Annotated in this window: 27 protein-coding genes; 11 read left to right on the forward strand and 16 right to left on the reverse strand. The window is 30.0% G+C overall.

Going from position 1 to position 25,632, the window contains the following annotated elements; all coding sequences use genetic code 11:
- Window positions 1-50 precede the first annotated feature (50 nt).
- Entirely contained in the window at window positions 51-437 is a 387-nt protein-coding gene (locus FVF61_RS02150) for an acyl-CoA thioesterase (RefSeq protein WP_148452774.1), read from the forward strand.
- On the opposite strand, the gene FVF61_RS02155 is transcribed toward FVF61_RS02150, so the two are convergent.
- Window positions 438-1,685, reverse strand: coding sequence for a mechanosensitive ion channel family protein (locus tag FVF61_RS02155; protein WP_148452776.1), 1,248 nt, complete (start codon window positions 1,683-1,685; stop codon window positions 438-440).
- Complete coding sequence (locus FVF61_RS02160; RefSeq protein WP_148452778.1) at window positions 1,685-1,975, reverse strand: DUF3817 domain-containing protein; 291 nt, start codon at window positions 1,973-1,975, stop codon at window positions 1,685-1,687. The genes FVF61_RS02155 and FVF61_RS02160 overlap by 1 nt, the downstream gene beginning before the upstream one ends.
- Before the next feature lie 214 nt (window positions 1,976-2,189).
- Between FVF61_RS02160 and FVF61_RS02165 the strand changes: the two genes are divergently transcribed.
- Window positions 2,190-3,536, forward strand: a complete 1,347-nt coding sequence (locus FVF61_RS02165) for a T9SS type A sorting domain-containing protein (protein ID WP_148452780.1) — start codon at window positions 2,190-2,192, stop codon at window positions 3,534-3,536.
- 12 nt (window positions 3,537-3,548) lie between these two features.
- Here FVF61_RS02165 and rlmF read toward each other — a convergent pair whose 3' ends face one another.
- Window positions 3,549-4,415, reverse strand: coding sequence for a 23S rRNA (adenine(1618)-N(6))-methyltransferase RlmF (gene rlmF, locus FVF61_RS02170; protein WP_148452782.1), 867 nt, complete (start codon window positions 4,413-4,415; stop codon window positions 3,549-3,551).
- A 118-nt stretch (window positions 4,416-4,533) separates the two neighbouring features.
- On the opposite strand from rlmF, the gene FVF61_RS02175 reads away from it, so the two are divergent.
- Complete coding sequence (locus tag FVF61_RS02175; RefSeq protein ID WP_148452784.1) at window positions 4,534-5,652, forward strand: DEAD/DEAH box helicase; 1,119 nt, start codon at window positions 4,534-4,536, stop codon at window positions 5,650-5,652.
- Between the two features lie 249 nt (window positions 5,653-5,901).
- Window positions 5,902-6,363, forward strand: coding sequence for a cold-shock protein (locus FVF61_RS02180; RefSeq protein ID WP_148452786.1), 462 nt, complete (start codon window positions 5,902-5,904; stop codon window positions 6,361-6,363).
- A 73-nt stretch (window positions 6,364-6,436) separates the two neighbouring features.
- Here FVF61_RS02180 and FVF61_RS02185 read toward each other — a convergent pair whose 3' ends face one another.
- From FVF61_RS02185 to FVF61_RS02230, 10 genes are all read right to left on the reverse strand, one after another.
- Window positions 6,437-7,558, reverse strand: coding sequence for an ABC transporter permease (locus FVF61_RS02185; RefSeq protein WP_148452787.1), 1,122 nt, complete (start codon window positions 7,556-7,558; stop codon window positions 6,437-6,439).
- A 1-nt stretch (window position 7,559) separates the two neighbouring features.
- On the reverse strand, window positions 7,560-8,666 hold the full coding sequence (locus FVF61_RS02190) for an ABC transporter permease (RefSeq protein ID WP_148452789.1): 1,107 nt from the start codon (window positions 8,664-8,666) through the stop codon (window positions 7,560-7,562).
- Entirely contained in the window at window positions 8,663-9,391 is a 729-nt protein-coding gene (locus tag FVF61_RS02195) for an ABC transporter ATP-binding protein (protein WP_148453162.1), read from the reverse strand. The genes FVF61_RS02190 and FVF61_RS02195 overlap by 4 nt, the downstream gene beginning before the upstream one ends.
- A gap of 43 nt (window positions 9,392-9,434) precedes the next feature.
- The gene (locus FVF61_RS02200) at window positions 9,435-10,337 is read right to left on the reverse strand and encodes an ABC transporter ATP-binding protein (RefSeq protein ID WP_148452791.1); all 903 of its coding nucleotides are present in this window, start codon (window positions 10,335-10,337) and stop codon (window positions 9,435-9,437) included.
- A 6-nt stretch (window positions 10,338-10,343) separates the two neighbouring features.
- Complete coding sequence (locus FVF61_RS02205; protein WP_148452793.1) at window positions 10,344-10,802, reverse strand: OsmC family protein; 459 nt, start codon at window positions 10,800-10,802, stop codon at window positions 10,344-10,346.
- Window positions 10,803-10,821: 19 nt separating this feature from the next.
- Window positions 10,822-11,313, reverse strand: a complete 492-nt coding sequence (locus tag FVF61_RS02210) for a hypothetical protein (RefSeq protein ID WP_148452795.1) — start codon at window positions 11,311-11,313, stop codon at window positions 10,822-10,824.
- Window positions 11,314-11,337: 24 nt separating this feature from the next.
- On the reverse strand, window positions 11,338-12,231 hold the full coding sequence (locus FVF61_RS02215; protein ID WP_148452797.1) for an HlyD family secretion protein: 894 nt from the start codon (window positions 12,229-12,231) through the stop codon (window positions 11,338-11,340).
- Between the two features lies 1 nt (window position 12,232).
- The gene (locus FVF61_RS02220) at window positions 12,233-13,486 is read right to left on the reverse strand and encodes a TolC family protein (RefSeq protein WP_148452799.1); all 1,254 of its coding nucleotides are present in this window, start codon (window positions 13,484-13,486) and stop codon (window positions 12,233-12,235) included.
- Window position 13,487: 1 nt separating this feature from the next.
- Entirely contained in the window at window positions 13,488-14,102 is a 615-nt protein-coding gene (locus FVF61_RS02225; RefSeq protein ID WP_148452801.1) for a TetR/AcrR family transcriptional regulator, read from the reverse strand.
- 96 nt (window positions 14,103-14,198) lie between these two features.
- Complete coding sequence (locus FVF61_RS02230) at window positions 14,199-16,508, reverse strand: DNA topoisomerase 3 (protein ID WP_148452803.1); 2,310 nt, start codon at window positions 16,506-16,508, stop codon at window positions 14,199-14,201.
- Window positions 16,509-16,653: 145 nt separating this feature from the next.
- Between FVF61_RS02230 and FVF61_RS02235 the strand changes: the two genes are divergently transcribed.
- Genes FVF61_RS02235 through arsB form a run of 4 tightly spaced genes read left to right on the forward strand, consistent with a single transcriptional unit; the run spans window position 16,654 to window position 19,187 of the window.
- Window positions 16,654-16,983: an ArsR/SmtB family transcription factor gene (locus tag FVF61_RS02235; protein WP_148452805.1), complete on the forward strand. Its 330-nt coding sequence runs from the start codon at window positions 16,654-16,656 to the stop codon at window positions 16,981-16,983.
- A gap of 59 nt (window positions 16,984-17,042) precedes the next feature.
- Window positions 17,043-17,510 carry a DUF6428 family protein gene (locus tag FVF61_RS02240; protein WP_148452807.1) on the forward strand — a complete coding sequence of 156 codons (468 nt, stop codon included), beginning with the start codon at window positions 17,043-17,045 and terminating at the stop codon, window positions 17,508-17,510.
- Between the two features lie 26 nt (window positions 17,511-17,536).
- Window positions 17,537-18,148: an arsenate-mycothiol transferase ArsC gene (locus FVF61_RS02245; RefSeq protein WP_148452809.1), complete on the forward strand. Its 612-nt coding sequence runs from the start codon at window positions 17,537-17,539 to the stop codon at window positions 18,146-18,148.
- 1 nt (window position 18,149) lies between these two features.
- Entirely contained in the window at window positions 18,150-19,187 is a 1,038-nt protein-coding gene (gene arsB, locus FVF61_RS02250) for an ACR3 family arsenite efflux transporter (protein ID WP_148452811.1), read from the forward strand.
- 10 nt (window positions 19,188-19,197) lie between these two features.
- Here the strand turns inward: arsB and FVF61_RS02255 are convergent, their stop codons facing one another.
- From FVF61_RS02255 to FVF61_RS02265, 3 genes are all read right to left on the reverse strand, one after another.
- A complete protein-coding gene (locus tag FVF61_RS02255; protein WP_233586653.1) occupies window positions 19,198-20,097 on the reverse strand; it encodes a peptidoglycan DD-metalloendopeptidase family protein in 900 nt (299 codons plus the stop codon).
- Window positions 20,098-20,327: 230 nt separating this feature from the next.
- Entirely contained in the window at window positions 20,328-22,181 is a 1,854-nt protein-coding gene (locus tag FVF61_RS02260) for an adenylate/guanylate cyclase domain-containing protein (RefSeq protein ID WP_148452813.1), read from the reverse strand.
- Window positions 22,182-22,191: 10 nt separating this feature from the next.
- Window positions 22,192-22,575, reverse strand: a complete 384-nt coding sequence (locus tag FVF61_RS02265; protein ID WP_148452815.1) for a hypothetical protein — start codon at window positions 22,573-22,575, stop codon at window positions 22,192-22,194.
- A gap of 273 nt (window positions 22,576-22,848) precedes the next feature.
- Here FVF61_RS02265 and FVF61_RS02270 point away from each other — a divergent pair, with 273 nt between their 5' ends.
- From FVF61_RS02270 to FVF61_RS02280, 3 genes are all read left to right on the forward strand, one after another.
- Window positions 22,849-23,769: an EamA family transporter gene (locus tag FVF61_RS02270; RefSeq protein WP_148452817.1), complete on the forward strand. Its 921-nt coding sequence runs from the start codon at window positions 22,849-22,851 to the stop codon at window positions 23,767-23,769.
- 41 nt (window positions 23,770-23,810) lie between these two features.
- Window positions 23,811-24,332, forward strand: coding sequence for a glutathione peroxidase (locus tag FVF61_RS02275; protein ID WP_394348918.1), 522 nt, complete (start codon window positions 23,811-23,813; stop codon window positions 24,330-24,332).
- 81 nt (window positions 24,333-24,413) lie between these two features.
- Complete coding sequence (locus FVF61_RS02280) at window positions 24,414-25,583, forward strand: BamA/TamA family outer membrane protein (RefSeq protein WP_148452819.1); 1,170 nt, start codon at window positions 24,414-24,416, stop codon at window positions 25,581-25,583.
- Window positions 25,584-25,632: the final 49 nt, after the last annotated feature.

Consider the following 25,632-nt stretch of genomic DNA (forward strand, 5'->3'; position numbering starts at 1 on the left):
TTCTATTGAATTCAAGTATCTTTGATGTAAACCAAAAGCGAATAAATTTTATGAGATTTCACACAAGAAAATGGGTAAAGCCTGAAGACTTGAATCCTAATGGCACTTTATTTGGGGGTCGTTTGTTAGCATGGATAGACGAAGAAGCTGCGCTTTATACTGTTATACAGCTCGATAATAATAAAATTGTTACCAAATATGTTTCAGAAATAAATTTTATGAGTTCTGCTAAGCAAGGCGATATTATTGAAATAGGAATGGATGTAGTTAAATTTGGAAAAACATCGATAGTTTTAAAATGTGAAGCTAGAAATAAAATGACACGAGAAACAATCTTAACTGTCGATAATATAATTATGGTAAATTTAAATGAAGAAGGAAAACCCATTCCTCATGGAAAAACAGAAATAGAATTTGTTAGAAACAGATTAGAATAATTATTTTTTTAGATTTGGAAACTGGGTTGGATATTCAAACAATTCTAAATCGAAATAAGGAACAGCAGATATAGCATGATCAAATATATCAGCCATGATATATTCGTAATTTTCCCATCGTTTATCACTACTAAAAGCATATATTTCAAGAGGCAAACCATTTGGAGTTGGTTCTAATTGTCTTACCATTATAGACATGTCTTTATTAATAGCAGAATGGTTTTGAATATAAGACAATAGGTATTTTCTAAAAACACCTAAATTAGTCATATTTCTACCATTAATTAAAACAGATTTATCAACTTCATGAGATTGGTTATAGGCACTAATATCTTCTTGTCTTTGCGTTAAGTAGTCGGTAATTAATTGAATTTTTTTAAGATTTTCTATATTCTCATTAGATAAATAATGAACACTTTTAGCTTTTAAAACCAAAGCTCGTTTAATTCGTCTTCCACCTGAAGCTTGCATGCCTCTCCAGTTTTTAAACGAATCTGAAATTAATGCATAAGTTGGAATATTAGTAATAGTCATATCGAAATTCTGAACCTGAACGGTTGATAGGTTTATTTCAATAACATCTCCATCTGCACCATATTTTTCCATGGTTATCCAATCTCCAATTCGAACGGTATCGTTTATAGCTACTTGTATACTAGCAACAAAACCTAAAATAGTGTCTTTAAAAATCAGTAATAAAACTGCAGAAGCTGCACCAAGGGTTGTAAAGAATTTAATAAACGACAAATCAATTACAACAGCTAAACAGGCTGCTATACCTATAATCCATATAAAAAGCATAGCTACTTGAATGTAACTATCTATTGGTTTGTCTTTTAATCTAGGTAAGGTTTTAAAATAAGACTCGAACGTTTTTAAAATACTTCGAATAATCCAAACAGTTAGAATAATACCGTAAACTTTAAGAAGTATTATAATATAACTTTCAAAATGTGGAAAGTCGGAAAAAACTATTGGAAACACTTTAATCGTTATTATTAAAGGGACTATATGTGCTAAATTTCTAGGTGCTTTATGATTAACTAATAAATCATCAAAACTATTTTTAGACTTTTTAGAGAATCTAATAAAAGCATTGACAAGTATTTTTCGCGTTATAAAGTCGGTAATGTAAATTATTACCATCAATATAATTAGGAGACAAAGCATGTTAAAATATTTTGCTGCAATCTCAGTAACACCAATCGAAATAAAATAATCGTAAAAAAAACATTGTAAATCTGTCATTAGGATACTTGTTTTAAATAAGCCTTATCAACGTAAAAAGTTCCAAAAGGAATTATAGAAGCGAACAAAATGAACATTAAAGTTTTTGTTTTCCATTTCAATTTAGAACCAAGAATTATGGCTAAAATAATATATGCAATAAATAATAAACCATGTGGCATCCCTAACAGTTTTACATATTGTGGATCTTCTCCAAAATATTTTATTGGAGTTGCTATAAATAATAATAAAATATATGAAACTCCTTCTAAAAAGGCTACAATTCTAAAGACATTTAATAACGAAAACATATCATATTTTTAAGGAACAAAAATACAATTCAATAACTAATTTTAAACAATTTTCTAATGTTTTTAACTTCTTGATAATTTTGTGTTTAATTAAAAAAAGTAAATTATCGGATAAATTCAACTAATAACGATTAAATATATATGCATTTCAATAAAATAATACTTTTATATTAATATTTGTAAGCTATTTTTAATTCAATTATATCAATCTAATATGCAACCTACCAATATAGGCATATATAAACATATATATCTATTAGTGCTTTTTATAAGCTCATTTACAATATCTCAAAGTTTTTCGCAAACTACAGAAATACCAGATTCTAATTTTGAAGAAGTATTAGTAAACTTAAATATTGATACAAATGGACTTAATGGAAATATTTTAAATAGTGATGCTATAGGAATAACTCAGCTATCTTTAAGTGATAATTATATTCATGATCTATCTGGATTAGAAGCCTTTGTGAATTTAAAAGCTCTTGATTGCTCATTTAATAATTTAAGTTCAATAGACTTATCTCAAAACATACATTTAGAAGAATTAAATGCTAATGAAAATCAAATAAACTCTATAAATGTTACTTTAAATTCTAAGTTAGAATTTTTGAGTTTAAGCTCAAATCAATTAAGTTTTATAGATATTACAAACAATTTAGATTTAGAACATTTATCAATAAATTTAAATAATTTAACATCATTAAATGTTTCTAATAATATAAATTTAGATTATTTAAGTTGTTATTCTAATAATCTGCCATCCATTGATGTAATTAATAACACGAATTTAAAATATTTATTTATAAATGATAATGAGTTAATGAATTTAGATGTTTCTCAAAATATTCTCTTAAAAACGCTTTCTTGTGGTTCCAATGAATTGACTACAATTAATCTCGAAGATAATTCTGAATTAAATTATTTAGATTGTAGAATTAATAATATTACAAGTCTAGATTTAAGTGTTTGTATAGATTTAAAAAGGTTATTTGTTAGTAATAATTTATTATCAGAATTAGATGTGTCAAATCATCCAGAGTTATTATTATTATACGCCAGATATAACAATTTAACATCATTAGACATATCTAATAATCCAGATTTAAGATGGATTAGATGTGAAGGCAATAATCTCTCTAATGTCGATTTTAGAAATGGAAATAATAGTCGTATTTCTGAATTTGTAATGACAGAAAACTCTAACCTAAGCTGTATTTTTGTTGATGATGCCGAAGCAGGCTATTTAGCAAATTGGCTAATAGACGATGCTAGTGCATTCGTTGAAGACGAATCTGATTGTGAAGCACTAAGCGTTGTTGAAGAAGAACTAACAATAGGGTTTAACATGTTTCCAAATCCTGCTACAGAAATGGTTTCAATATCTATAAATACAAATCAAGCAGATTTAGAAATTTATTCAATTAAAGGACAATTAATACTAAATAAGCCATTAACTTTTGGTAAAAATATTATCCAATTAAACGCGTTAAGTTCTGGTATGTATTTGGTTAAAATAACTTCAGATAATTTCACAGAAGCAAAAAAACTACTTTTAAATTAACACTTTTCTAAGTTAAACATTACCACTAAAATTCCATGCTAGAATGCGACTTTTCTTGTTGCCTTGAGACATGTCAATTATTTTATAAGATGCATTTAGTTTGTCAAGGTGTTTTTGAAATTTAGATAAATTCTCTTTATTTGAAACTAAAGTAGTAAACCAATCCACTTGGTTCTTGAATTCAACACTTTGCTTAATCATTCGTTTTATAAATAAAACTTCGCCACCATTACACCATAACTCATTGGCTTGGCCACCAAAATTAAGAGTTGTAGGGCCATCTTTTTTAAGATTCTTCAATTTTAATTTGGTGCCTTTTAAAGCGTCTTCTTTAGATTTATGGAAAGGAGGATTACACATGGTAAAATTATAATACTCATTAGGTTTAATGATTCCTTCAAAAATATGTGCTGGATTCTGCTGATGTCTAATTCCAATAGTATCTTTTAGTTTCTTGGTTAAGCTAACATTATATTTTGCTGCATTTATAGATTCTAATTTAATATCTGTTCCTACCATTCTCCAACCGTATATTTGAGTCCCTAAAATGGGGTAAATACAGTTGGCACCAACACCAACATCTAAACCTAAAATCTGACTTTTAGAATTTTGCACCTCAAGTAAATCTGCTATTTGATGAATATAATCTGCTCTTCCTGGAATTGGAGAGCATAAATAACCCTTAGGTATACGCCAATCTGTAATCTGATAATATGTTTTTAATAAGGCTTTATTTAAATGAAATACAGCGTCTGGTTTATTAAAATCAATGGTTTTGTTTTTATATTCATTAGTAAACACAAAACGCTTTAATGGCTGATGATTTTCAACCAATTCATCAAAATTATAGCCTTTACGATGTATGTTTCTAGGGTGCATTTAATTTGTTTTAACTCATATAAGTCAAAGATAAACTTATTAAATATCTAAAAGAGTTTATAGTTAAAGTAATCCAACCAGAGTAAATAGCATTATCTTTGCCACTTAATTAGATATTATGGCAACTTTTTTAGATATAGGAATACAAAAAGAATATGTAAAAGCTTTAAAAGAGCTAGGAATTAAAACGCCTACGTATATACAAGAGCAATCGATTCCTATTTTACTAAACTCTCAAACAGATTTTATTGGACTAGCACAAACTGGAACAGGAAAAACGGCTGCTTTTGGATTACCAATTTTGCATCAAATAGACCCTACATCAAATCAAATTCAGGCTTTAATACTTGCTCCAACAAGAGAATTGGTTCAACAAATAAAAAAACAACTCTTTAAGTTTACTAAATACTCAGATTCTAAAATTTTTGTTGAAGGTGTTTATGGAGGCGAAAAAATTGATAAACAAATTAGTGCTTTAAAACGAACGACTCATATTGTGGTAGCAACTCCAGGACGTTTAATTGATTTAATTGAGCGAAAATCGATTGACATTAAAAATATAAAAACCTTAGTACTAGATGAAGCTGACGAAATGCTTAGTATGGGTTTTAAAGACGAATTAAATAATATATTAAAGTTTACTTCTGGTAATAGACATACTTGGTTGTTTTCTGCAACTATGCCTGAAGAGATTAAACAAATTATTAAAACGTATATGTCTGAAAAGGCTATTCGTATTGAAGTTAACAAAGATAGCTTGGTTAATGAAAACATTACGCATCAATACATTAGCACAACAATAAAAGATAAAGAAAATATCATCACTCGAATTTTAGATAGAAGAAAAGGAGAACGAGGCATTATCTTTTGCAGAACTAAAGCAGGAACACAAAACTTGGTTGAAAACCTTAAAAACGAAGGATATTCTGTTGGAGCACTTGAAGGAGACATGCAACAAAAAGAGCGTGATAAAGTGATGCGTGCCTTTAAAAACGAATCTCTTAGAGTACTAATTTCAACAGATGTCTCTGCACGTGGTATTGATGTCAATAATTTAGCTTTTGTAATCCATCATCAACTTCCTAAACAACTAGAGTATTATACACATAGAAGTGGTAGAACTGCAAGAGCTGGAAAAACAGGACATTCTATTGCATTAATTATTCCTGGAGAATTACAACGAGTTCATGATCTGCAAAAAGAATTAGGAATTACATTTAGAGAGATTGTTATGTAATTTTTAGGAAATATTTTTAAGGCTATTATTTATTACATCTTAAAAAAAATACAGTCAATTCTCTAAATAAATTAAAATGAATCCCTTATCTTTGTAGGACTTAAAGGAGATATACCTAGTTAGCAATATTTTTTTTGCAAGTCATATCTTTAGGTTCATTAATAATATACATGGTTCTTATCGAAACATTCGTTTAGTATTTTAACTTCTTCTTAAGCAATACATTATCAATTAATTTTAAAATAACGAATGGCAAAATCGCAACAGACATTTAATAAAAGTGAAAAGGAAAAAAAACGTTTAAAAAAACGCGAAGATAAACGTAAAAAAATGGAAGCTCGCAAGCAAGAAAAAGAAGCTGGTGGAAGTGAAGGTATCCAATTTGCTTATGTTGATTTTAATGGGAATTTAACAGATACGCCTCCAGACCCTTCTTTAAAAGTAAAGGTAGATGCAGAAAGTATAGAAGTTAGTATTCCAAAACGTGACGATAATGATGTTGAAGAATTCGATCCAATTAGAAAAGGAAAAGTGTCATTTTTCGATTCGTCAAAAGGTTTTGGCTTTATAATAGATTCAGAAAATCAAGAAAAATATTTCTGCCACGTAAGTGGATTAATTGATGAAATTCAAGAAAACGATAAAGTATCTTTCGAACTTGAAAAAGGTATGAAAGGTATGAATGCTGTTCGTGTGAAAATTGTTGATTAAAAATCAAATTACTTATTATATAAAATCCCATCAATTCATTTTGATGGGATTTTATATTACACTAATGTAGTATTTAAGAGGTCTTCTTATAACTCCAAACAGCTAAGCCATTCATTATAAGAGCATAAACAATTGTCTTGATAAGTTGTGGTAATATGTCCATTAAGCCAGAACCTTTAAGCATAACCATACGCATCACCTCAACAAAGTATTTAATTGGGTTAAATTCTGTTAGTATTTGAGCCCATTCTGGCATGCTTTCTATAGGTGTAAACAAACCACTCATTAATATAAAAATGACCATAAAAAACCAAGCTATAAACATGGCTTGTTGTTGAGTATCAGTAAAATTGGAGATAAATAATCCCATACCTAGTATCACTAAAATATAAATAGAAGTGTACCCATACATTAATAACAAACTCCCAACCATTGGAACATCAAAAATTAACCTTGCTAATAGTAATCCTATGGTTAATAAGCCCATACCAATAATCCAGAACGGAAAGAGTTTTCCAATAATAAACTGACTTTTCTTAATAGGTGTTACGTTTATTTGCTCTAAGGTGCCAATTTCTTTTTCACGAACAATATTCATACCTGCAAGAAATAAAGTAATCATGGTCACTAACAGCACGAGAATTCCTGGAACCATATAGGTTTTATAGTTAAGAGTTTCGTTATACCAAAATAAAGGTATTGTATCTATGTTAACGGGTTTAATTTGTGCATCTGAAATTTGCATCAAATCCGTTTTAATGTGCTTGTTATAGCTTTGAATTATTTGTGTAACATAAACGTTTTCTACACCAGCAGCTGCGCCATCTATGGCATTAATAGTAATTCCAAGATTTGCCCTTTTCTCTTTTTGTAAATTACGTTCAAAATGTGAAGGAATTTCTAAAACTACATCCACTTCTCCTTTTAACATCGCTGAACTTGCTAGGGCCTCTGAAGGAAAATTGGATAGGACATTAAAATAAGTAGATGCCTCAAATTTTTCTATTAAGGCTCTAGACGAAGAACTACGATCGTTGTCTATATAAGCAAATTTGATGTTTTTTACTTCAAAAGTTGCAGCATTAGATAGAATAACCAATTGGAGTAGTGGTAACACGAAAATAATAGGAAGCATGCCTTTATTTCTAAAGATTTGCTTGAACTCCTTTTGTATGATGTAGAAAATTATCTTCATATTATTCTAATCTAATTTTATACTTTTTCACACTTAACCCAATAAAAAACACTGTCATTCCCAATAAAATCAAAGTTTCTTTCCATATAAATTGTAAACCAACACCTTTTAACATAATCCCTTTTAAAATAATGATAAACCATTTTGCTGGAATGGCGTTACTTATAATCTGTAATGGTAGAGGCATACTTGAAATAGGAAAAATAAAACCAGATAGCAAAATTACTGGAAGCATCAATCCCATTAAGGAAATCATCATGGCTGTTTGCTGTGTTGCAGAAATGGTTGAAATTAAAATACCTAAAGCCAAAGCCGAAATAATAAACAACACACTCTCCAGACCTAATAAGAACAGACTTCCTTGAACTGGCATTTTAAAAATGAATATGCTTAATAAAACAATAACAATGGCATTGATTATAGAGAGGAAAATATAAGGAAACACCTTGCCAATAATGACTTGAAAAGGTTTAATAGGAGATACTAATAAAATTTCCATAGTACCAAGTTCTTTTTCTCTTGTTATGGAAATGGAAGTCATCATGGCAGAAACCAACATTAATATAATGGTCATAACACCAGGAACAAACATATAGACACTTTTTAGTTCTGGATTATAAACCATTCTTGGTTGTGGAACTATTATATAGTTAATCGTAATAGCTTTGTTTTGTTCTTGTTGGTATTTTTGCAAAATAGAACTTACATAATTACTTATGGTATTTGCTGTGTTAGGGTCAGTGGCATCTGTAATTATTTGAACTGTAGCCTTATGATCTTTTACTAGGTTTTTACTGAAATCTTTTTCAAAGTTTAAAACTGCCTTTACTTTTCCTTTTTTGAAAACAGCCTCAATATCGTCTTCACGTTCAATAAGTTGTTTGATGCTGAAATATTTAGAGGCAGAAATTTTATTAATAATCTCTTTGGTAGTGGCATCTTTAGAATGATCTAAAATGGCAATATCCACATTGTTAATTTCATTTGTAATAGCAAAACCAAAAAGTAAAATTTGAACAATAGGCATTCCAAAAAGGATAAACAATGAGCGTCTATCTCTAAAAATATGATAAAATTCTTTGGTAATAAAGCCTATAAATCGTTTCATCCTCTGGCCAATTTTAAAAACACATCATTCATACTATCAACTTGAAATTGTTTCTTTAATTCCTTTGGAGTATCTAACGCTTCAATTTTACCATTTACCATTATCGAAACACGATCGCAGTACTCAGCTTCATCCATATAGTGAGTAGTAACAAAAATGGTGGTACCTTGGTGTGATGCTCTGTAAATCATTTCCCAGAACTGACGTCTGGTTATTGGATCGACACCTCCTGTTGGTTCATCTAAAAACACAATTTTTGGTTCGTGCAATAGGGCAACTGAAAACGAAATTTTCTGTTTCCAGCCTAATGGCAGAGAACCAACTAATTGATTGGCAACTTCCTCCAAGCCTAAGTCTTCAATGAGTTCCTTTGTTTTTTCTTTAATTTTTATTTTAGTAAGTCCGTAAATGCCACCAAAAAAAGTAATATTTTCTTTAACAGTTAAATCGTCGTACAAAGCAAACTTCTGACTCATATAACCAATGTTTTTCTTAATGTCTTCAGCTTGAGTAGAAACATCAAAACCTGCTACATGTGCTTGCCCAGATGTTGGATTAGAAATGCCAATAAGCATTTTTATAGCTGTAGTTTTTCCTGCACCATTGGCTCCAAGAAATCCAAAAATCTCTCCTTTTTTAACTTCAAAAGTAATGGCATTTACAGCTGTAAAATCCCCAAACATTTTGGTTAAGCCTTCTGCTTGAATGACATTGGTATTGTTCATGTTTTTCATTAAAACCTACAAGGTTTTGAGACTTTGAAGGTTGTTATTTTGCCAATTCCATAAAGCTATCCTCTATGGTTGCTTGGGTTCTTTCTATACTTATATTAGATAGATTTTGCGCTTCTAAATATGTTTTTAATTCTTTAGGATTAAAATCTGAACGTGTATCAGTATAATGCACAAATTCACCAAAAGGATATACACTATGCTTATGTTGGTAGGCCTTTAGACTATTAATTAATTGATACATGTTATTGGCACTTACATCGTAAATGGTTTTAGGATACTGTTTCACAATATTTTCAGGAGTATCAATCTGTAATATTTCTCCATCTTGTATCAATGCAATTCTATCACATAAAGCAGCTTCATCCATATAAGGTGTGGACACCAAAATGGTAATACCTTTTTGTTGTAAGCGCTTTAGCATCTCCCAAAATTCTTTTCTTGAAACAGGATCTACTCCAGTTGTTGGTTCATCTAGAAACAAGACTTTTGGTTTATGAATTAAAGCACAACTTAAAGCAAGTTTTTGTTTCATTCCACCAGACAATTTTCCAGCTCTTCGGTCTTTAAAAGGTTCTATTTGAACGTAAATATCTTTTATGAGCTCGTAGTTTTCTTCTATGCTGGTTCCAAAAATGGTGGCAAAGAAATTCAGGTTTTCTTCAACAGTTAAGTCTTGGTATAATGAGAATCTTCCAGGCATATAACCCACATATTTTCTAATTTCCTTAAAGTCTTTTAATACATCTAATCCTGCAACAGTAGCTTCACCTTCATTAGCAATTAACAAAGTGGTTAAGATTCTAAAAAGCGTCGTTTTTCCTGCTCCATCTGGACCAATTAGTCCAAAAAGTTCATTGGGTTTGACTTCAAATGATATATTCTGTAAGGCTTTTAGGTCTTTATAAGATTTTGATATGTTTGAAACTGAAATTCCCAAGACTATCTAATTTTGTATAATTATTGTTGATTTTAAGGTAACTTTAGATGTAATGGAATTAGAGATTAAGCACGCTTTTTCCGATTTCTCTATAATACGTTCTGCACGATCACGTTGTTTTTCATCTGCTATGACTACTTCAGGGAACAATTGAATTTCACTCATAACAAACTTGCCATCTACTTTCTCCAAAATACCTTTCGATGGACATTTAAAACTGATAAATTCTAATTTTGAATATCCAGAGATTGCCAAAAAGGTCGTCATTAAACAACTGCTAACTGCTGCAGTAAACAAATGTTCTGGAGACCAAATATGTGGCATACCATTTGGAAATTCAGGAGGTGTTGCAACTTCTAAACAGTTGGTCTCTTGAGTTTCTGCGTTGTTTAATTCTGGAGAACACATGATACCTTTTCTATCTTGCGTCCAAGTAACATCTACATTATAAACATGTTTTTCCATGATGATTTATATTTAGAGATTATTTGAAATAATTGTCATAAGCATTTACATTCTCTGCAATACTTTGTTTTATTTTTGCTGCTTCTTCTAAATTATTAGTTTCTGCAAGTGCATCAATTTTTTCCATTAATGGAAGTAACCATACATGTAAATTATCATGTGAAGGCCCTTTCATGGTACATTCTTTTATAACATAATTTTTTGCATGAGTTAATTCTGCAGCAAGGTTGTGATATTCTTCTAAGGTATTGGTGTCTATAGATTTTAACATTTCTTTCATTTTTTGAACACCTTCTTTTGTTTCAATATTTGCTAACCATTGAGATCCATTATCTAATTGAATCTCATTCTTCCAGTTGTTATTTAGAATTTGGTTTTCTTCAATTTCTTCAGAAGTTGAAATTTCAGTATTAACTGTTTTAAGTTCTAAAGTCTGCTCTTCTTTTTTAGTGTTATTACAGCTTGAAAGGATGAATGCTACTATTGCTATTGATAAAAGTGTTTTTTTCATAATATGTTATTTTATGTGTTGATTTTATTTTTTGAGCCACATTTCTGCAGGCATGCCTATTTTTAAACTGCCATCGTTTAATACAGTTATTTTTACGGCATAAACCAAAGACACGCGTTCTTCTTTTGTTTGAATAATTTTTGGTGTGAATTCAGCTTCTGAAGCAATCCATGAAACAGTTCCTTCATAATCTTTCATAACCTCATTGTCATCGATTTTTACAGTTACTTTTTCACCAATTTCTATATTTGCCAATTGCGTTTCACTAATAAACACACGTAATTCCATAGTGTTCAAATCGGCTATTTTATAAAGTGGTTTTCCAAATGCTGTAATTTCATCTGGTTCAGCATATTTGGTTAAAACGGTTCCGTTTATCGGATTGATTATTTTACATTTTTTAATTTGGTCATCAATTTGTTTTAACTGGATATCTATACTTTTAAGTTCGTTTACTACTGGAGCATTCTGGATTTCTACACTTCGTATCTGTTGTTTAATAACATCAATCTCACCTAAAACATCATCCAATTGTTTTTGTGTACCTGCTTTATCTTTAATTAAGTTTTCAGTTCTTGTTTTGTTAATATTTGCTGTTTTTAATTTAGCATGCAATACGTCAATTTGAGATAAAACACCTCGCGATTTAGATTTTACAACTTCTTTAGAAACCAAAAGTTGTTCTCTTGTTAAAAACAACGGAATAGTATCTATGTAACCTATAAAAGTGTTTTCTTTAAGTTCATCTCCTTCATTTATTTGAAATTTCATAAGCTTGCCATTATTTTCAGCCGAAATTGTTATTTCTGTCGTTTCAAAATTTCCGTAGCCATCAGCCTTTCCATTAGAATCGCTACATGAAACTAGACTTAAAATACTTAAGCCAATTCCTAAACTATATGCGTAAATATATTTCATATTATTGTCCCTGTGTGATGTTATAATTTGCTTTTGCTAATTCAAGCTGAATATTGTGAGTTATTAGCATATTTTCAGCTTCATATAAATTTGTTAATTCTGTAATATAAGTTGAAGAAGTAATGACACCATGACGCAATTGAGATTCTGTTGCCAATAAAACATCTCTTCGAAGATTGATGATTTCTGAATCTATAGTAATGTGTTCTGAAATTTTATCAATTTCTGTCTGATATTGATTGAGTTCTATATTGGTGTTTAACTGAAAAATTTCCGTTTCGTTATCAACAATGTCTTTATTAATCATTAAAGATTCACGTTTCTTTTTATTGGCATTCCAATCGAACACATTCCAATTTAATTTGATACCAACAATATAAAATGGTTCAAAAGTATTGTCTAGCATATTCAAACCTGGATTTCCAATACCTCCCGAAGCAAATCCTAATAATTGTGGAATATTTTCTTTTTGAATAAGTAGCTCCTGACTTTCAATTTCTTCTCTTTTTAACTGAAATAATTCAAGTTCTGGACGTTGAACTGTAGGAGTGAGGCTTGTTGAAATATTGGATTCTTGAAAAACGGTTGAAGGATTTAAAGATGCACCTATTAAAGCCGATAAAGTTTCAATTAATACCTTTTTGTTATTGCTGATATCTGAAAATTGTTGCTTAATGCGTAACAATTCAGCCTCAATAACTTTATCAGACAAAGGTAATATGGTTCCATATGCAATGCCAGATTTAACTTCTTTTAGTTTAGATTCTAATTGCGTTTGTTTAGCCTGCAATAAGTTGAAAGATTCATTTGAAAGTAAAATGGAAAAATATAACTGATTGATACGTTGTTTTAATTGGTAAAGACTTACTTCTAATTGCTTTTGTTGTGTTTTTAATTGTGCCGATTTTACTTTAGAAGAAGCATCAATAGAACCACCATGATATATTAACTGATTAACGGAAAGAGTTGCACGATATTGATCGTTATTTGGTGGTTCCACTCCTGAATTTGGAATAGGAATTTGGGTAACATCAGACTGATACCAAGCTTCTGCATCAAAATTCAATTGAGGTAGTTTTGCAGTATCTAAAGCATCTAATTCTAATGCATTTTTATTATCTAATAACGCTCTTTGTTTAACTAAAGGATAGTTTTCAGAAACCAACTGATAGCAGGCTTCCAACGTAATTTGCTGCTGCGCGTTACTTTGTAAGATTAATAAAAAGAAAACCAATATGCTAAAAGTTGTTTTCATTTTAATGCTGTTTTATTGAATTGATAATAAATTCTGAAACTTCTGTTTTCCGTTGTTCCATAAGCTGTTTAAACCCTTTTTCATCTTCTTTTATAAAAGCTTTTATAAGTGGTTTTGCAACAAATGGAAAAATATTTAACGATAAAATATTAATGAATAGCTGATCTCCTTTGGTTGGTTTTAAATTCCCTTGACTTACTTCTAAATCCACTTGAGCTTTAAATTTTTCAATATTAAGTAACGTGTTGTTTTTTTGAATGGTAATAATAAAATCTGGGTTTCTATTTAGTTCTTGTATGATGAAGTTTGGTAAATAAGGATGCTTCATAATAAAAGAGATATAATTAGTTGTGAAGTTTCTAATTTTATCTTCTATTGAAGAATCATCATTTAAAATTTTGTTTAATTGTGGAGCTAATAAGGAAAAAGCACTTTTAAAAACAGCTTCAAATAGTAACTGTTTATTTCTATAGTAATAATGAAGCATGGCTTTGTTTATACCAGCAGTATCAGCTATCTCCTGCATTCTTGCACCATCCATCCCTTTTGTTTGAAACACATTTTTTGCTGCTTCAAGGATTTGTTCTTCCGTATTTTCGTCTTTAGTTCTTGCCATTTAACTATGTAGTTTAACTATTTGGTTAACAAAGATACTAAAATAATTTAATGGCACTAAAAAATGAATAGAATAATTTAATTGGTAGGTGGTAATCTAGTTAGAATTTGTTAGAATATGGAATACTAATTCCTTGGTAAGAGCTTTGTTTCCGGCTTGTTTTTTTAAATCATCAAAAGAAAATCTAAAATTACAACCCTCTTTATAAGCAGAGCATCCATAAGCTGTCTTGCCTTTGATGACTTTTCCTTTTTGACATTTAGGACAAGCTAAAGTGTCTGGAATAGCTTTAGTCTTTAATTTTTTAGACTCTAAAACAAGTTGAAAAGTCTTGTCAAAACGTAACAAACCTTCAGCTGTTCCAGAATCGGTTTTAAAGCATTTTAAATTTACAGTTGAACCTTTTTGAAGCAATCTTAAAAACTGTTTTTCAGATATTTTTTTGTCATATACCTTAAAAGGAAGAATAAATTTACAACCTTCTTTATATAAAGAACAACCATAGGCTGTTTTTCCTTTAATTATGGTTCCTTTTTTGCATTTCGGACACCTTTCAGAAGTAATTCCAACTTTCTTTTTTTGTTCGGTTTTAACTTGTCGTTGTTTAACTAAAGTAGCTTGAGAGATATTAGCTCGAGTGCTTTCACTTCTAACTTCATAGACCAAGTCGTCTACCATTTTTTTCATATTGATGATAAACTCACTGGCACTAAATTCGCCTTTTTCAATATCTTTTAATTGCTTTTCCCATAAACCAGTAAGTTCAGTAGATTTTAATAAGTCGTTTTGAATGGTATCAATTAAAGCAATTCCTGTAACTGTTGGTAGAATTTGTTTCTTATTTCGTTTTATGTATTGACGTTTAAAAAGCGTTTCAATAATGTTGGCTCGTGTGGATGGTCTTCCAATGCCATTTTCTTTCATTAAATCGCGTAGTTCATCATCATCTACTTGTTTTCCTGCTGTTTCCATAGCACGTAGGAGGGAAGCTTCCGTAAATTGATTAGGAGGTTTGGTTTGTTTTTCTAAAAAACTTGGCTCATGAGAACCTTTTTCTCCTTTAACAAAGGTTGGTAGTATGTCAGCTTCTTTCTTATTTTTTTCTGTCTCACTGAGCGCAGTCGAAGTGTCAAAAACTTCTCGCCAACCTTTTTTCAGAATTTCTTTTCCTTTGGTTTTAAAGTTAACATCAGCTGCTTGACCTATAACAGTTGTGTTTGAAACCTCACAATCTGGATAGAAAACAGCAATAAAACGCTTTACAATAATATCGTAAACCTGTTGCTGATTGTATTGTAAATTGGTTTGAATACCTGTTGGAATAATGGCATGGTGATCTGTTACCTTCTTATCGTTAAATACTTTAGTCGATTTTTTGATTTTCTTTCCTAAAAGTGGTTGTGTTAAAGTCGCATAATTAGTCAGTTTTTGAAGTATTCCAGCTACTTTAGGATACACATCATTTGGTAAAAAGGTGGTATCAACTCTTGGATAGGTAACCACTTTCATTTCATATAACTTCTGAACTATTTTTAAAGTGTCATCTGCAGAGAATCCAAACTTCGTATTACAATACACTTGTAAACCTGTTAAATCGAAAAGTTTTGGTGCATATTCTTTTCCTTTCTTTTTTTCAATTGAAACAATTTCGAAGTCGTGTTCTTTGACTTTGTTAGCTAAAACTTCGCCATCTTCCATCTTGGTAAAACGACCTTCTTCATAAGCAAACAAGGTGTTACGATACATGGTTTGCAATTCCCAGTAAGGTTGTGGCTTAAAGTTTTCTATCTCTTTAAAACGGTTGACAACCATAGCAAGCGTAGGTGTTTGTACGCGTCCAACAGAAAGCACTTGCTTATAACCACCATGTTTTACAGTATATAAACGTGTGGCATTCATACCTAACAACCAATCTCCAATAGCTCTTGAAAAGCCAGCATAATAAAGGTTATCATATTTTTCAGAAGGTTTTAAATTTTCAAAACCTTCTTTAATGGCTTCTGTGGTTAGTGAGGAAATCCAAAGCCTTTCAACTTTTCCTTTATAATTGGCTTGGTCTAAAACCCAACGTTGAATGAGTTCTCCTTCCTGTCCAGCATCACCACAATTTATTACGACTTCGGCTTTTTCAAAAAGACTCTTAACAATTTTAAATTGTTTCTGGATTCCCGAATTGCTAACTACCTTGGTTTTAAATTTCTCTGGAAGCATGGGTAAATTATTTAAATCCCAGCTTTTCCAATGTGGTTTATAGTCGTTGGGTTCCATAAGAGTACACAAATGCCCAAACGTATAAGTAACAGCATAACCATTGCCTTCAAAATACCCATCATGTTTATTGGAAGCTCCAAGTACTGAAGCAATTTCTCTGGCAACACTAGGTTTTTCTGCAATGCATACTTTCATTTATTACTTTTTTAGAGTGATGCAAAATACATTTTTTATAAAAAGTATGATGTATAATTCTAATCAATTATGAAATATTTTAAATAATACTTGTGAGATAATTTACTTAATCGTAATATTGCAATAAATAAATAAACAACATATTATGGGACTCACAAAATCTGAAATATTTACTGAAGAACAGAATAAATTAGCATTGCTAGCTAAGGCATTTGGTCATCCTGCTAGAATAGCTATTTTACAATATTTGTTTAAACTGAATAGCTGTGTTTGTGGTGATTTAGTAGATGAAATTGGCTTAGCGCAACCAACTATTTCCCAGCATTTAAAAGAGCTTAAAAATCTAGGAATTATTAAAGGTAATATTGAAGGAACCAGTGTCTGCTATTGTATAGATCAAGAAGAATGGCAACAAATCAATCAATTATTTTCGCAGTTTTTTAAACAAAAAATAAAAGGTAGCGATTGTTGCTAATTATTAACTCATTACATCATTAGTTCATTAATACATTATCTCATTAAATCATTATAATTATGAAATTATCAGAAATCAAACAACATTTAAGTCAGTTAGAAACTATAGGGTTTCAATTACCTAATGGTCAATTGGTGGCAAGTCACTTTCATGTAACAGAAATAGGAAAGGTTGAAAAGCATTTTATAGATTGTGGCGGAACTGTTCGCAAAGAAAACGTCATTAATTTTCAATTATGGGAAGCAAATGATTACGATCACAGATTACATCCAGAGAAATTGGTTTATATTATAGAATTATCAGAAAAAGTATTAGGCTTAGAAGATTTGGAAATAGAAGTAGAATATCAAGGAGAAACTATTGGTAAATATAATTTGGATTTTGATGGCAAACATTTCTTATTAACGAATAAGCAAACAGACTGTTTAGCTAAAGATAAATGTGGGATTCCTGCTGAAAAACCAAAAGTAAAACTTGCTGAGCTGCAAAACGCATCTTGTTGCACGCCAGAATCTGGTTGTTGTTAATTTTTAAACGATAATAATATATTCAGATGTTTAAAACTTTAGCAAATTTTATAGAAACCATAGATGTTTCAAGTATTCTTAAAGAGCGTCAAGAAGTTCTTAATAGTCTAACCGATTTCATTCAAGGAAAAGTTTCTAACAAAGAAGCCATTCGCATAAATTGTATTTGTACACATAATTCAAGACGTAGTCATTTAACACAAGTTTGGGCTCAGGTTATGGCGTATCATTTTCAAATTAAACAAGTAACCTGTTATTCAGGAGGTACAGAAGCAACAGCTTTATATCCTGTGGTTGCAACAACTTTGGAGGAAACAGGGTTTCAGATTCAGAAATTATCAGAAGGGAATAATCCGGTTTATAGCATGAAGTTTTCAGAAAATGAACATCCAATTATTGGCTTTTCTAAAAAATTTGATGATGCTTTTAATCCGGATACACAATTTGTAGCCATTATGACTTGTTCTCAAGCAGATGCTGGATGTCCATTTATTGCAGGAGCTGAAAAACGCATTCCTATAACTTATGAAGATCCTAAAGTATCAGATGGTTCACCAAACCAAAAAGAAGTTTATTCAAACAGAAGTTTGCAAATTGCAACAGAAATGTTTTATGTTTTTTCTCAAATAAAAAAATAAGATGTCATCAACCAAAAAATTAAGTTTTCTAGATAGTTATTTAACCCTTTGGATTTTTATTGCCATGGGAATTGGAGTAGGACTTGGCTATTTAATTCCATCTATTCCAGATTATATCAACTCCTTTAGTAGTGGTACAACCAATATTCCAATTGCTATTGGACTCATTTTAATGATGTATCCACCTTTAGCAAAAGTGAATTATGCTTTATTACCAAAGATTTTTAAGGATATAAAAATCTTATCTATTTCCTTGGTTTTAAACTGGATTGTTGGACCTGTTTTAATGTTCATTCTGGCTATTACTTTTCTTCAGGATTATCCAGAATATATGGTTGGTTTGATATTGATTGGTCTAGCTAGATGTATTGCTATGGTTTTAGTATGGAACGATTTAGCTGAAGGTAACAGCGAATATGGAGCTGGTTTGGTAGCTTTAAATAGTATTTTTCAAGTATTTGCTTATAGTTTTTATGCTTGGATTTTTATTACAGTGTTGCCACCTTATTTTGGTTTTGAAGGAGCTATCGTGGATATATCTATAGTGACCATTGCTGAAAGTGTATTTATTTATTTAGGAATCCCTTTTTTATTGGGCTTTTTAAGTAGAAAAATATTAGTAAGATTGAAAGGAGAAACTTGGTATAACGAGGTATTTATTCCTGCAATTTCACCATTAACATTGATTGCCTTATTGTTCACAATTGTAGTCATGTTTTCTTTGAAAGGCGAATTAATAGTTGAAATTCCTATGGATGTTATCATTATTGCAATTCCTTTATTAATATATTTTACACTTATGTTTTTAATAGGCTTTTTTGTTAGTAAAGCTATGGGAGCAACCTACGATAAAAATGCAGCGATTGCTTTTACAGCTGCAGGAAATAACTTCGAATTAGCCATAGCTGTAGCTATTGCAGTGTTTGGTTTGAATTCAGGACAAGCTTTTGCAGGAGTTATTGGTCCACTAGTAGAAGTGCCAGCATTAATACTATTAGTTCGAGTAGCTTTTTGGTTAAGGAAGAAATATTACGTTTAATAAATCTTACTTATTCAATAATTAGTTTCTGACCAATACGTAAGGTGCTATTGTATTTTAAATGATTGCTTTTACAAATAGCAGTAATACTCGTATTATTTCTTGTAGAGATTCTTGACAAAGTATCTCCTTTTTTAACTATATAAACCTTTGTAGGTCTATTCATACTTGCTATAGCTTCTTCTTTAGTAGAAAAGATCTCAAGCTTACTTTGACGATAACTATTGTGTAATTCTGGTCTTGTCCATGCCTTAGTAATCCATATATCATTAGCTTGTACACGATTAGAATTATCAAAATTCAAAAGGTATTCTGGATTAACAGGAATTCCTTGGTAAGTCATTTCTAAATGTAAATGACTTCCTCTTGCATTCCCAGAGGTTCCACCTTTTCCTAAATAACTACCTGCTACAACAGTATCGTTTTCTTTTACACCATATCTAGATAAATGTGCATAAACTGTTTCAAGACCATTAAAATGTCTTATTACAACAGACCTTCCATGGCCTGAACTATAATCTGCAAATCTAACTACGCCATCAAACATAGCATAAAGACTATCTCCTGTAATTAAATCGATATCGATACCTTTATGGGCTCTACCTTTTCTCCATCCATATCTAGAAGTAACTACCTTATTTCTAGAGATGGGAGACACATAATTAGAGTCTTTAAATTGTATATGTATAGGGAAGTTTTCTTCAGTTGAATAGGCCAATTTTATTTTACTTGTATCCCAATATTCTGAGGTAATATCTATTGTGTTTTCTTTTATATTTAAATCATCTAAATACTCACTTAAACTATCTATAAAATGGTTAGATTCTATAGAATTTATTTCTGGTGACATATTTTGAGAAAAAGAAGTGTAGGTTAGAAACGAAAAAATTAGGGCAGTAAATAACTTCATACTTTATTGATTGTCAAATAATCCATACGTCTTTTGGACTAATTTGATTTAAATTAAACAATTCTGATCGACGAAAATAATAAAAACAACGATAAAATACTTGATTTATTGTGTATTTACCTTTTGTAGTTGATGTATTTTAACATTTTTTGCAGAATATTAATGTTAAATAAATAATATTCAATAAGTTATAAATTGGTTAGTCTTTAAATTTTAACATTCTATATTTATTATAAAGACATATTTTGCTGCAATTTAGAAATTTTATTTTCACTTCTAATTCCAGTTACGAAGTACATTTTTTGAAGCCCTCTATTTTTTATCTCTATTTCACCTCTATACTCACAAATAAAGATGTCTTTTACAATCTGATAGGTCTCTTCAGAAATATTAATTTTTCCAGACTCAGAATAAGATTCCATTCTAGAAGCGACATTAACAGAATCTCCCCAAATATCATATGAAAACTTTTTAGTACCAACAACACCAGCAACAACAGGACCTGTATTAATACCTATACGTATATTAAAACGAGTTTGATTGTTAGGATTATTGATTTTAGATTGAGTGACAAATTCTAATATTTCAAATGCTGCAAATATAATTTTCACAGCGTGATTAGAATTTAAATTATCTAAGCCACCAGCACACATATAAGCGTCTCCAATAGTCTTTATTTTTTCAAGTCCATGTTTTTCAATAATTGCATCGAATTTTGAAAAATAATAATCAACACTTTCAACAAGCTTCTCTGGAGATAAATTTTCTGCATATTGTGTAAACCCTTCAAAATCTGTAAATAAAACTGATACAGAATCGAATTTTTTAGCTTGAACTTTGCCATTTTGCTTGAGTTCTAGCGCTGTTTCTTCAGGTAAAATATTAAGTAATAAAGTTTCTGAACGTTCTTTTTCTAGTTCAATGATTTTATTAGTTCGTCTAACATATTTAAAACGTCTAAAAAGACCAAATGCAAAAATAATTAAAACAAGAAGTGCTGCTAAGGTTGAAAAAACTATAATACGTTGATTCTTTTTTTGCTGATTAAGTAAATCTACTTGAATTTGTTTTTGAGATACTTCAAAGTTGACTCTAAGGTCTGCCATTTCTTGTACAAAATGAATGTTATTTACACTATCTCTATAAGTGATATGGTCTTTATAAAACTTATAAGAATCCTTAAGATTACCAGTTTTTTCATTGAGTTTAGAGAGTTTTAAATTAGCATCACTTATTTGATCTTTTAGCCCTAATGAGGAAGCTAATTCGAGACTTCTATTTGCTGTTTTAAAGGCTTCCGTGAAGTTGTTTTCTTCAACATAAATATCTGACAAATATAATAGGTAGACAGAAATAGCATAATTATCATCAAGAGGTTCTAAGCTTGTAATGGCTTCTTCCAAGAAGGCTTTAGCTTGTTTGTGTCTTCCTTGTTCGGTATATACCATACCAATGTTCCCTTTATTGTAAGCAATTCCTTGATTATATTTAATGTTCTTAAATATAATACCTGATTCTTCAAAATTGCTTAGAGCTTTATCGTATTTTTTAAAATGAAAATAATTATCTCCTGCATTTAAAAGTGCTGATCCTAAACCGATAGAATCATTTATTTTTCTAAATAAATCAATGCTTTTAGAATAATATGTAGCTGCATTTTCTTTATTTTCCATAACGGAATAGGTGTCAGCTATCGCAATCAAAACAGCACCAATTCCTTCTACATCTTCTAAGCGATTATTTAATTCTAAACTCTTGAAGAACGATTCAAGCGCTTCAACATTATTGCCTTTGCTTGATAACGCATAGCCTTTATATAAATAACCTCTTTTTAGAAATTCTTCTAATTTAGAATCTATTTCAGACTTAGAAATTAAAAGCTCAGAATAATATAATTTAGTATCTGGATTAGTTTCATCCCATAATATATCACTAATTAACTCTAATTCATTTCCTTTGTAATTACCAGAATTATATAAAGAAACCAAACTATCAGCTATTTTTTGATTTTGACTGAAAGCCCCTTGAATGAAATAACATAAACAACCTATAAATAAATAATAGATTTTTAATTTTATTAACATAGTTTAATTTTCAATTTCTCATTTGAAGTTTTGGATCATCCGAATAAGGTGTATCGTCTCCATCTATTTTAAAACCAATACAGTAATACTCTTTTTTGCCTTTTCCAGGAGATTTTGTAACAATAGTACCAACATAATTACCATCTTTTGGAACAGGATTTCCATCTAATAAGGTGTAATTATCCTTCGTGATTTTTGTGTTTTTGGTAATACCTGTAAGTTCAGAAATACCACTACTGTAATCTGGTATCCATGTTACTGTTACTCCAGGATCAACACTAGAAGTTATGTCATCTCCTTTTGAAGAATTACCTTCAGAATCTTTTAATGTAAGTTTTGGAGGATTGGTTCTAGAATCTGTTAGACTAACTGTAATTTCAACTGCTTTACTCATAATATAAAAATTAAGGTTACTAAATAATTGTTGCTATTTTCAATTACTCAAGAAAAACAATATAAATTTTTGGGGAAAGCTTTAGATATATCTTACTAAGATACAATTATTTTTCTGATAATTTATATAAGCTATTGTTGTCAAGTTTAATACCATTTGGTTGGTTGTAACTAAAGAAGTTACATTCAATATATTTCTAGAGTTTAAATTATTTATTCCTAAATTGTTTATTAATTTTGGCAAACAATATTTCTTACATTCAAATAGAAAAAAATGAGTAAACCTAAAAGTGGCGTTTTAATTATCCTTTCATTTTTTTCAATTTATGTCATTTGGGGTTCTACTTATTTACTAAATAAAATTTTAGTTTCAGAAGTATCTCCTTTATTATTAGCATCCATTCGATTTCTATTAGCAGGTTTTCTTATATTTTTTATTTCGAAACTCTTGAAACTGTCTTTAAAAATTACAAGACCTCAGCTTTTAAATTGCATCATTGCTGGATTTTTATTTTTAGTTTATGGGAATGGCGTATTTGTTTGGGCATTAAAATATGTAGACAGTGGTTTTGCAGCGCTAATTGCTGCCACACAACCCTTATTTGTTATTTTTTTAATGCGTATTCTTCATGGAATTAAGATTAAAAAAAAATCTATGCTTGGTGTGGCTTTAGGTATTATTGGTATGTACATATTGGTAAGTCAAGACACTCTTGTATTGAAAAGTGATAGTATTCTTGGAATTCTAATGATTTTTAGCTGTATTCTTTGTTGGAGTTATGCTAGTATATTTGTTTCTAGAGCTAATTTACCTAGTAGTTTTTTTGTAAGTACAGGGTATCAAATGTTAACTGCTGGTATCATGCTTATTACACTTAGTCTTTGTATTGGAGAAACCTGGCTTTCCCCATGGTCTTGGAGTACGAATGCTCAAAGTTCTATGATATTATTAATTATATTTGGAAGCGTTGTTGCCTTTTCAGCCTTTAATTATTTATTAAAGGTTGTATCTGCTGAAAAAGTATCCACATCAGCTTATGTAAATCCAGTTATAGCAATTATATTAGGTTGGTATGTCTTAGACGAACATATTTCTTTGCAATCTATAATTGCTGCCTTAATATTATTAACAGGTGTCTATTTTATTAATTCTAAGAAGAAATTCACTATATTTAATAGATTCAAAAATAAATGAACTTTATAATGACTAAATTAACCTTAATTATCGTATTACTTATGTCCTTTTTTTTCAATAGAGATAAAATATCAACTAATATGCAAGAAACTGAGAATTTTTATAATATTTCTATTAATAGCCTAACGGGAGTTCCTATAGATTTAAATGATTTTAAAGGGAAGAAAATACTTATTGTAAATACAGCATCAGAATGTGGTTTTACAGGTCAATATGAAGGCTTACAAGAATTATATGATACTTATAAAGACAAATTGGTAGTAGTTGGAGTTCCTTGCAATCAGTTTGGTGGTCAAGAACCTGGTTCTGCTAAAGAAATTGAATCGTTTTGCCAAGTAAATTATGGGGTAACCTTTCTTATGACAGAAAAAGTGGATGTAAAAGGGGAGAGCCAGCATCCACTTTACACTTGGTTAACAAACAAAGATTTAAATGGCATTAGTAGCTCTTCAGTAAAATGGAATTTTCAAAAGTATTTAATTGATGAAAATGGGACACTTATTGACTACTATTACTCCATTACTAAACCTAACAGTTCTAAAATTACTAATCATTTGAAATAAACCTATATCAATTAATAACGTTATTTTAAAATTGAAGCAATTTTATAAAAGGATATAACAACATAACCAATTAAAATTAAAATGAAATTTAAAATATTACTATGCATATTATTATTAATTGTAAATGCTCCAATATATTCACAGGTTAAAAAAGATGATAAAAAAAATAAAGAGAAAGTAAAAATTAGTTTAAAAGACACTTTAGATGGAAAATTAGACGCAAGTGAATTTTTAATAAAGGCTGATGGCTTTATACCTGCTCCACAAATAATTACGCAACAAGCCCTTGGTAGATTTGGGCTATTAATTACCCCTATTTTTATAAAACCTAATAAACATCAAGTTAAAGGGCATTATACTCCACCAGACATTACAGCCCCATTTATTGGCTATACACTAAATAAATCTTGGTTTGTTGGTGGTATGCGAATGGCACATTTGCCACAATATGGCCTTAAATACAGAGTAGGTCTTGCATATGCAAATGTAAATATGGATTTTTATAGAACCTTGCCACAAGTTGGAGAACAAGAATTTTCATTTAATTTTAAAAGCACTCCAATATTCATGTCTGTTATGAAAGAGGTTATAAAAAACTCTAACTTATATATAGGAATTGAGTATTTGTTTATGCATTCTAGTGTCTCACCTGAATTTGACTTTACAAATCTACCAGGTTTTTTGAATGATAAAGATTTTAAAAGTAATTTAAGCTATTTGGGAATTGGATTAGATTATGATGTAAGAGATAATATATTTACACCAAATAAAGGGACGCAGATTACATCTAATTTTCTGGTAAATTCAAGTTGGACTGGAAGTGATTATAACTTTCAGAACTTTAACGTCTCTGTTTTTCAATACTTTCAAACAGCACATAATTTAGTTAGTGGTTTTAGATTAGAAACGAACTTTCAGTTTGGAAATGCACCTTTTTATGCAGAAAAAAGTATACAAATGAGAGGTGTCCCTATGGCAAGGTATCAAGGCACATCGATTTATACATTAGCAACAGAACAACGATATGATTTTGATTTGCGTTGGAGTGGTGTAATTTTTGGAGGTTTATCAAAAGCCACAACAAGTGAAGTAAAATTCGATGATGCTACACTGGTTTATAGTTATGGTGTTGGTTTTAGATACCTACTTGCTAGGTTGTTTAAACTACGAGCAGGAATAGATGTAGCCAAATCTAATGAAGATTGGGGATATTATATAACCATTGGTTCTGCTTGGAACAATAGAAATTAATAAATTTAATTGGTTGTAATATATTTAGCATTTCATCGATAATTTTACA

The organism is Xanthomarina maritima (genome assembly GCF_008084905.1).
Classification (GTDB): Bacteria; Bacteroidota; Bacteroidia; order Flavobacteriales; family Flavobacteriaceae; genus Xanthomarina; species Xanthomarina maritima.

What these genes read in the sequence shown, in the direction of transcription:
- FVF61_RS02280 (WP_148452819.1), top strand. Translation starts at nt 24,414, where the DNA reads ATGAAATTTAAAATATTACTATGCATATTATTATTAATTGTAAATGCT.
- FVF61_RS02160 (WP_148452778.1), bottom strand. Translation starts at nt 1,975, where the DNA reads ATGTTTTCGTTATTAAATGTCTTTAGAATTGTAGCCTTTTTAGAAGGA.
- FVF61_RS02150 (WP_148452774.1), top strand. Translation starts at nt 51, where the DNA reads ATGAGATTTCACACAAGAAAATGGGTAAAGCCTGAAGACTTGAATCCT.
- FVF61_RS02165 (WP_148452780.1), top strand. Translation starts at nt 2,190, where the DNA reads ATGCAACCTACCAATATAGGCATATATAAACATATATATCTATTAGTG.
- FVF61_RS02225 (WP_148452801.1), bottom strand. Translation starts at nt 14,102, where the DNA reads ATGGCAAGAACTAAAGACGAAAATACGGAAGAACAAATCCTTGAAGCA.
- FVF61_RS02190 (WP_148452789.1), bottom strand. Translation starts at nt 8,666, where the DNA reads ATGAAACGATTTATAGGCTTTATTACCAAAGAATTTTATCATATTTTT.
- FVF61_RS02230 (WP_148452803.1), bottom strand. Translation starts at nt 16,508, where the DNA reads ATGAAAGTATGCATTGCAGAAAAACCTAGTGTTGCCAGAGAAATTGCT.
- FVF61_RS02240 (WP_148452807.1), top strand. Translation starts at nt 17,043, where the DNA reads ATGAAATTATCAGAAATCAAACAACATTTAAGTCAGTTAGAAACTATA.
- FVF61_RS02155 (WP_148452776.1), bottom strand. Translation starts at nt 1,685, where the DNA reads ATGACAGATTTACAATGTTTTTTTTACGATTATTTTATTTCGATTGGT.
- FVF61_RS02260 (WP_148452813.1), bottom strand. Translation starts at nt 22,181, where the DNA reads ATGTTAATAAAATTAAAAATCTATTATTTATTTATAGGTTGTTTATGT.
- FVF61_RS02180 (WP_148452786.1), top strand. Translation starts at nt 5,902, where the DNA reads ATGGCAAAATCGCAACAGACATTTAATAAAAGTGAAAAGGAAAAAAAA.
- FVF61_RS02220 (WP_148452799.1), bottom strand. Translation starts at nt 13,486, where the DNA reads ATGAAAACAACTTTTAGCATATTGGTTTTCTTTTTATTAATCTTACAA.
- rlmF (WP_148452782.1), bottom strand. Translation starts at nt 4,415, where the DNA reads ATGCACCCTAGAAACATACATCGTAAAGGCTATAATTTTGATGAATTG.
- FVF61_RS02275 (WP_394348918.1), top strand. Translation starts at nt 23,811, where the DNA reads ATGTCCTTTTTTTTCAATAGAGATAAAATATCAACTAATATGCAAGAA.
- FVF61_RS02215 (WP_148452797.1), bottom strand. Translation starts at nt 12,231, where the DNA reads ATGAAATATATTTACGCATATAGTTTAGGAATTGGCTTAAGTATTTTA.
- FVF61_RS02235 (WP_148452805.1), top strand. Translation starts at nt 16,654, where the DNA reads ATGGGACTCACAAAATCTGAAATATTTACTGAAGAACAGAATAAATTA.
- FVF61_RS02195 (WP_148453162.1), bottom strand. Translation starts at nt 9,391, where the DNA reads ATGAACAATACCAATGTCATTCAAGCAGAAGGCTTAACCAAAATGTTT.
- FVF61_RS02210 (WP_148452795.1), bottom strand. Translation starts at nt 11,313, where the DNA reads ATGAAAAAAACACTTTTATCAATAGCAATAGTAGCATTCATCCTTTCA.
- FVF61_RS02185 (WP_148452787.1), bottom strand. Translation starts at nt 7,558, where the DNA reads ATGAAGATAATTTTCTACATCATACAAAAGGAGTTCAAGCAAATCTTT.
- FVF61_RS02270 (WP_148452817.1), top strand. Translation starts at nt 22,849, where the DNA reads ATGAGTAAACCTAAAAGTGGCGTTTTAATTATCCTTTCATTTTTTTCA.
- FVF61_RS02205 (WP_148452793.1), bottom strand. Translation starts at nt 10,802, where the DNA reads ATGGAAAAACATGTTTATAATGTAGATGTTACTTGGACGCAAGATAGA.
- arsB (WP_148452811.1), top strand. Translation starts at nt 18,150, where the DNA reads ATGTCATCAACCAAAAAATTAAGTTTTCTAGATAGTTATTTAACCCTT.
- FVF61_RS02265 (WP_148452815.1), bottom strand. Translation starts at nt 22,575, where the DNA reads ATGAGTAAAGCAGTTGAAATTACAGTTAGTCTAACAGATTCTAGAACC.
- FVF61_RS02245 (WP_148452809.1), top strand. Translation starts at nt 17,537, where the DNA reads ATGTTTAAAACTTTAGCAAATTTTATAGAAACCATAGATGTTTCAAGT.
- FVF61_RS02175 (WP_148452784.1), top strand. Translation starts at nt 4,534, where the DNA reads ATGGCAACTTTTTTAGATATAGGAATACAAAAAGAATATGTAAAAGCT.
- FVF61_RS02255 (WP_233586653.1), bottom strand. Translation starts at nt 20,097, where the DNA reads ATGAAGTTATTTACTGCCCTAATTTTTTCGTTTCTAACCTACACTTCT.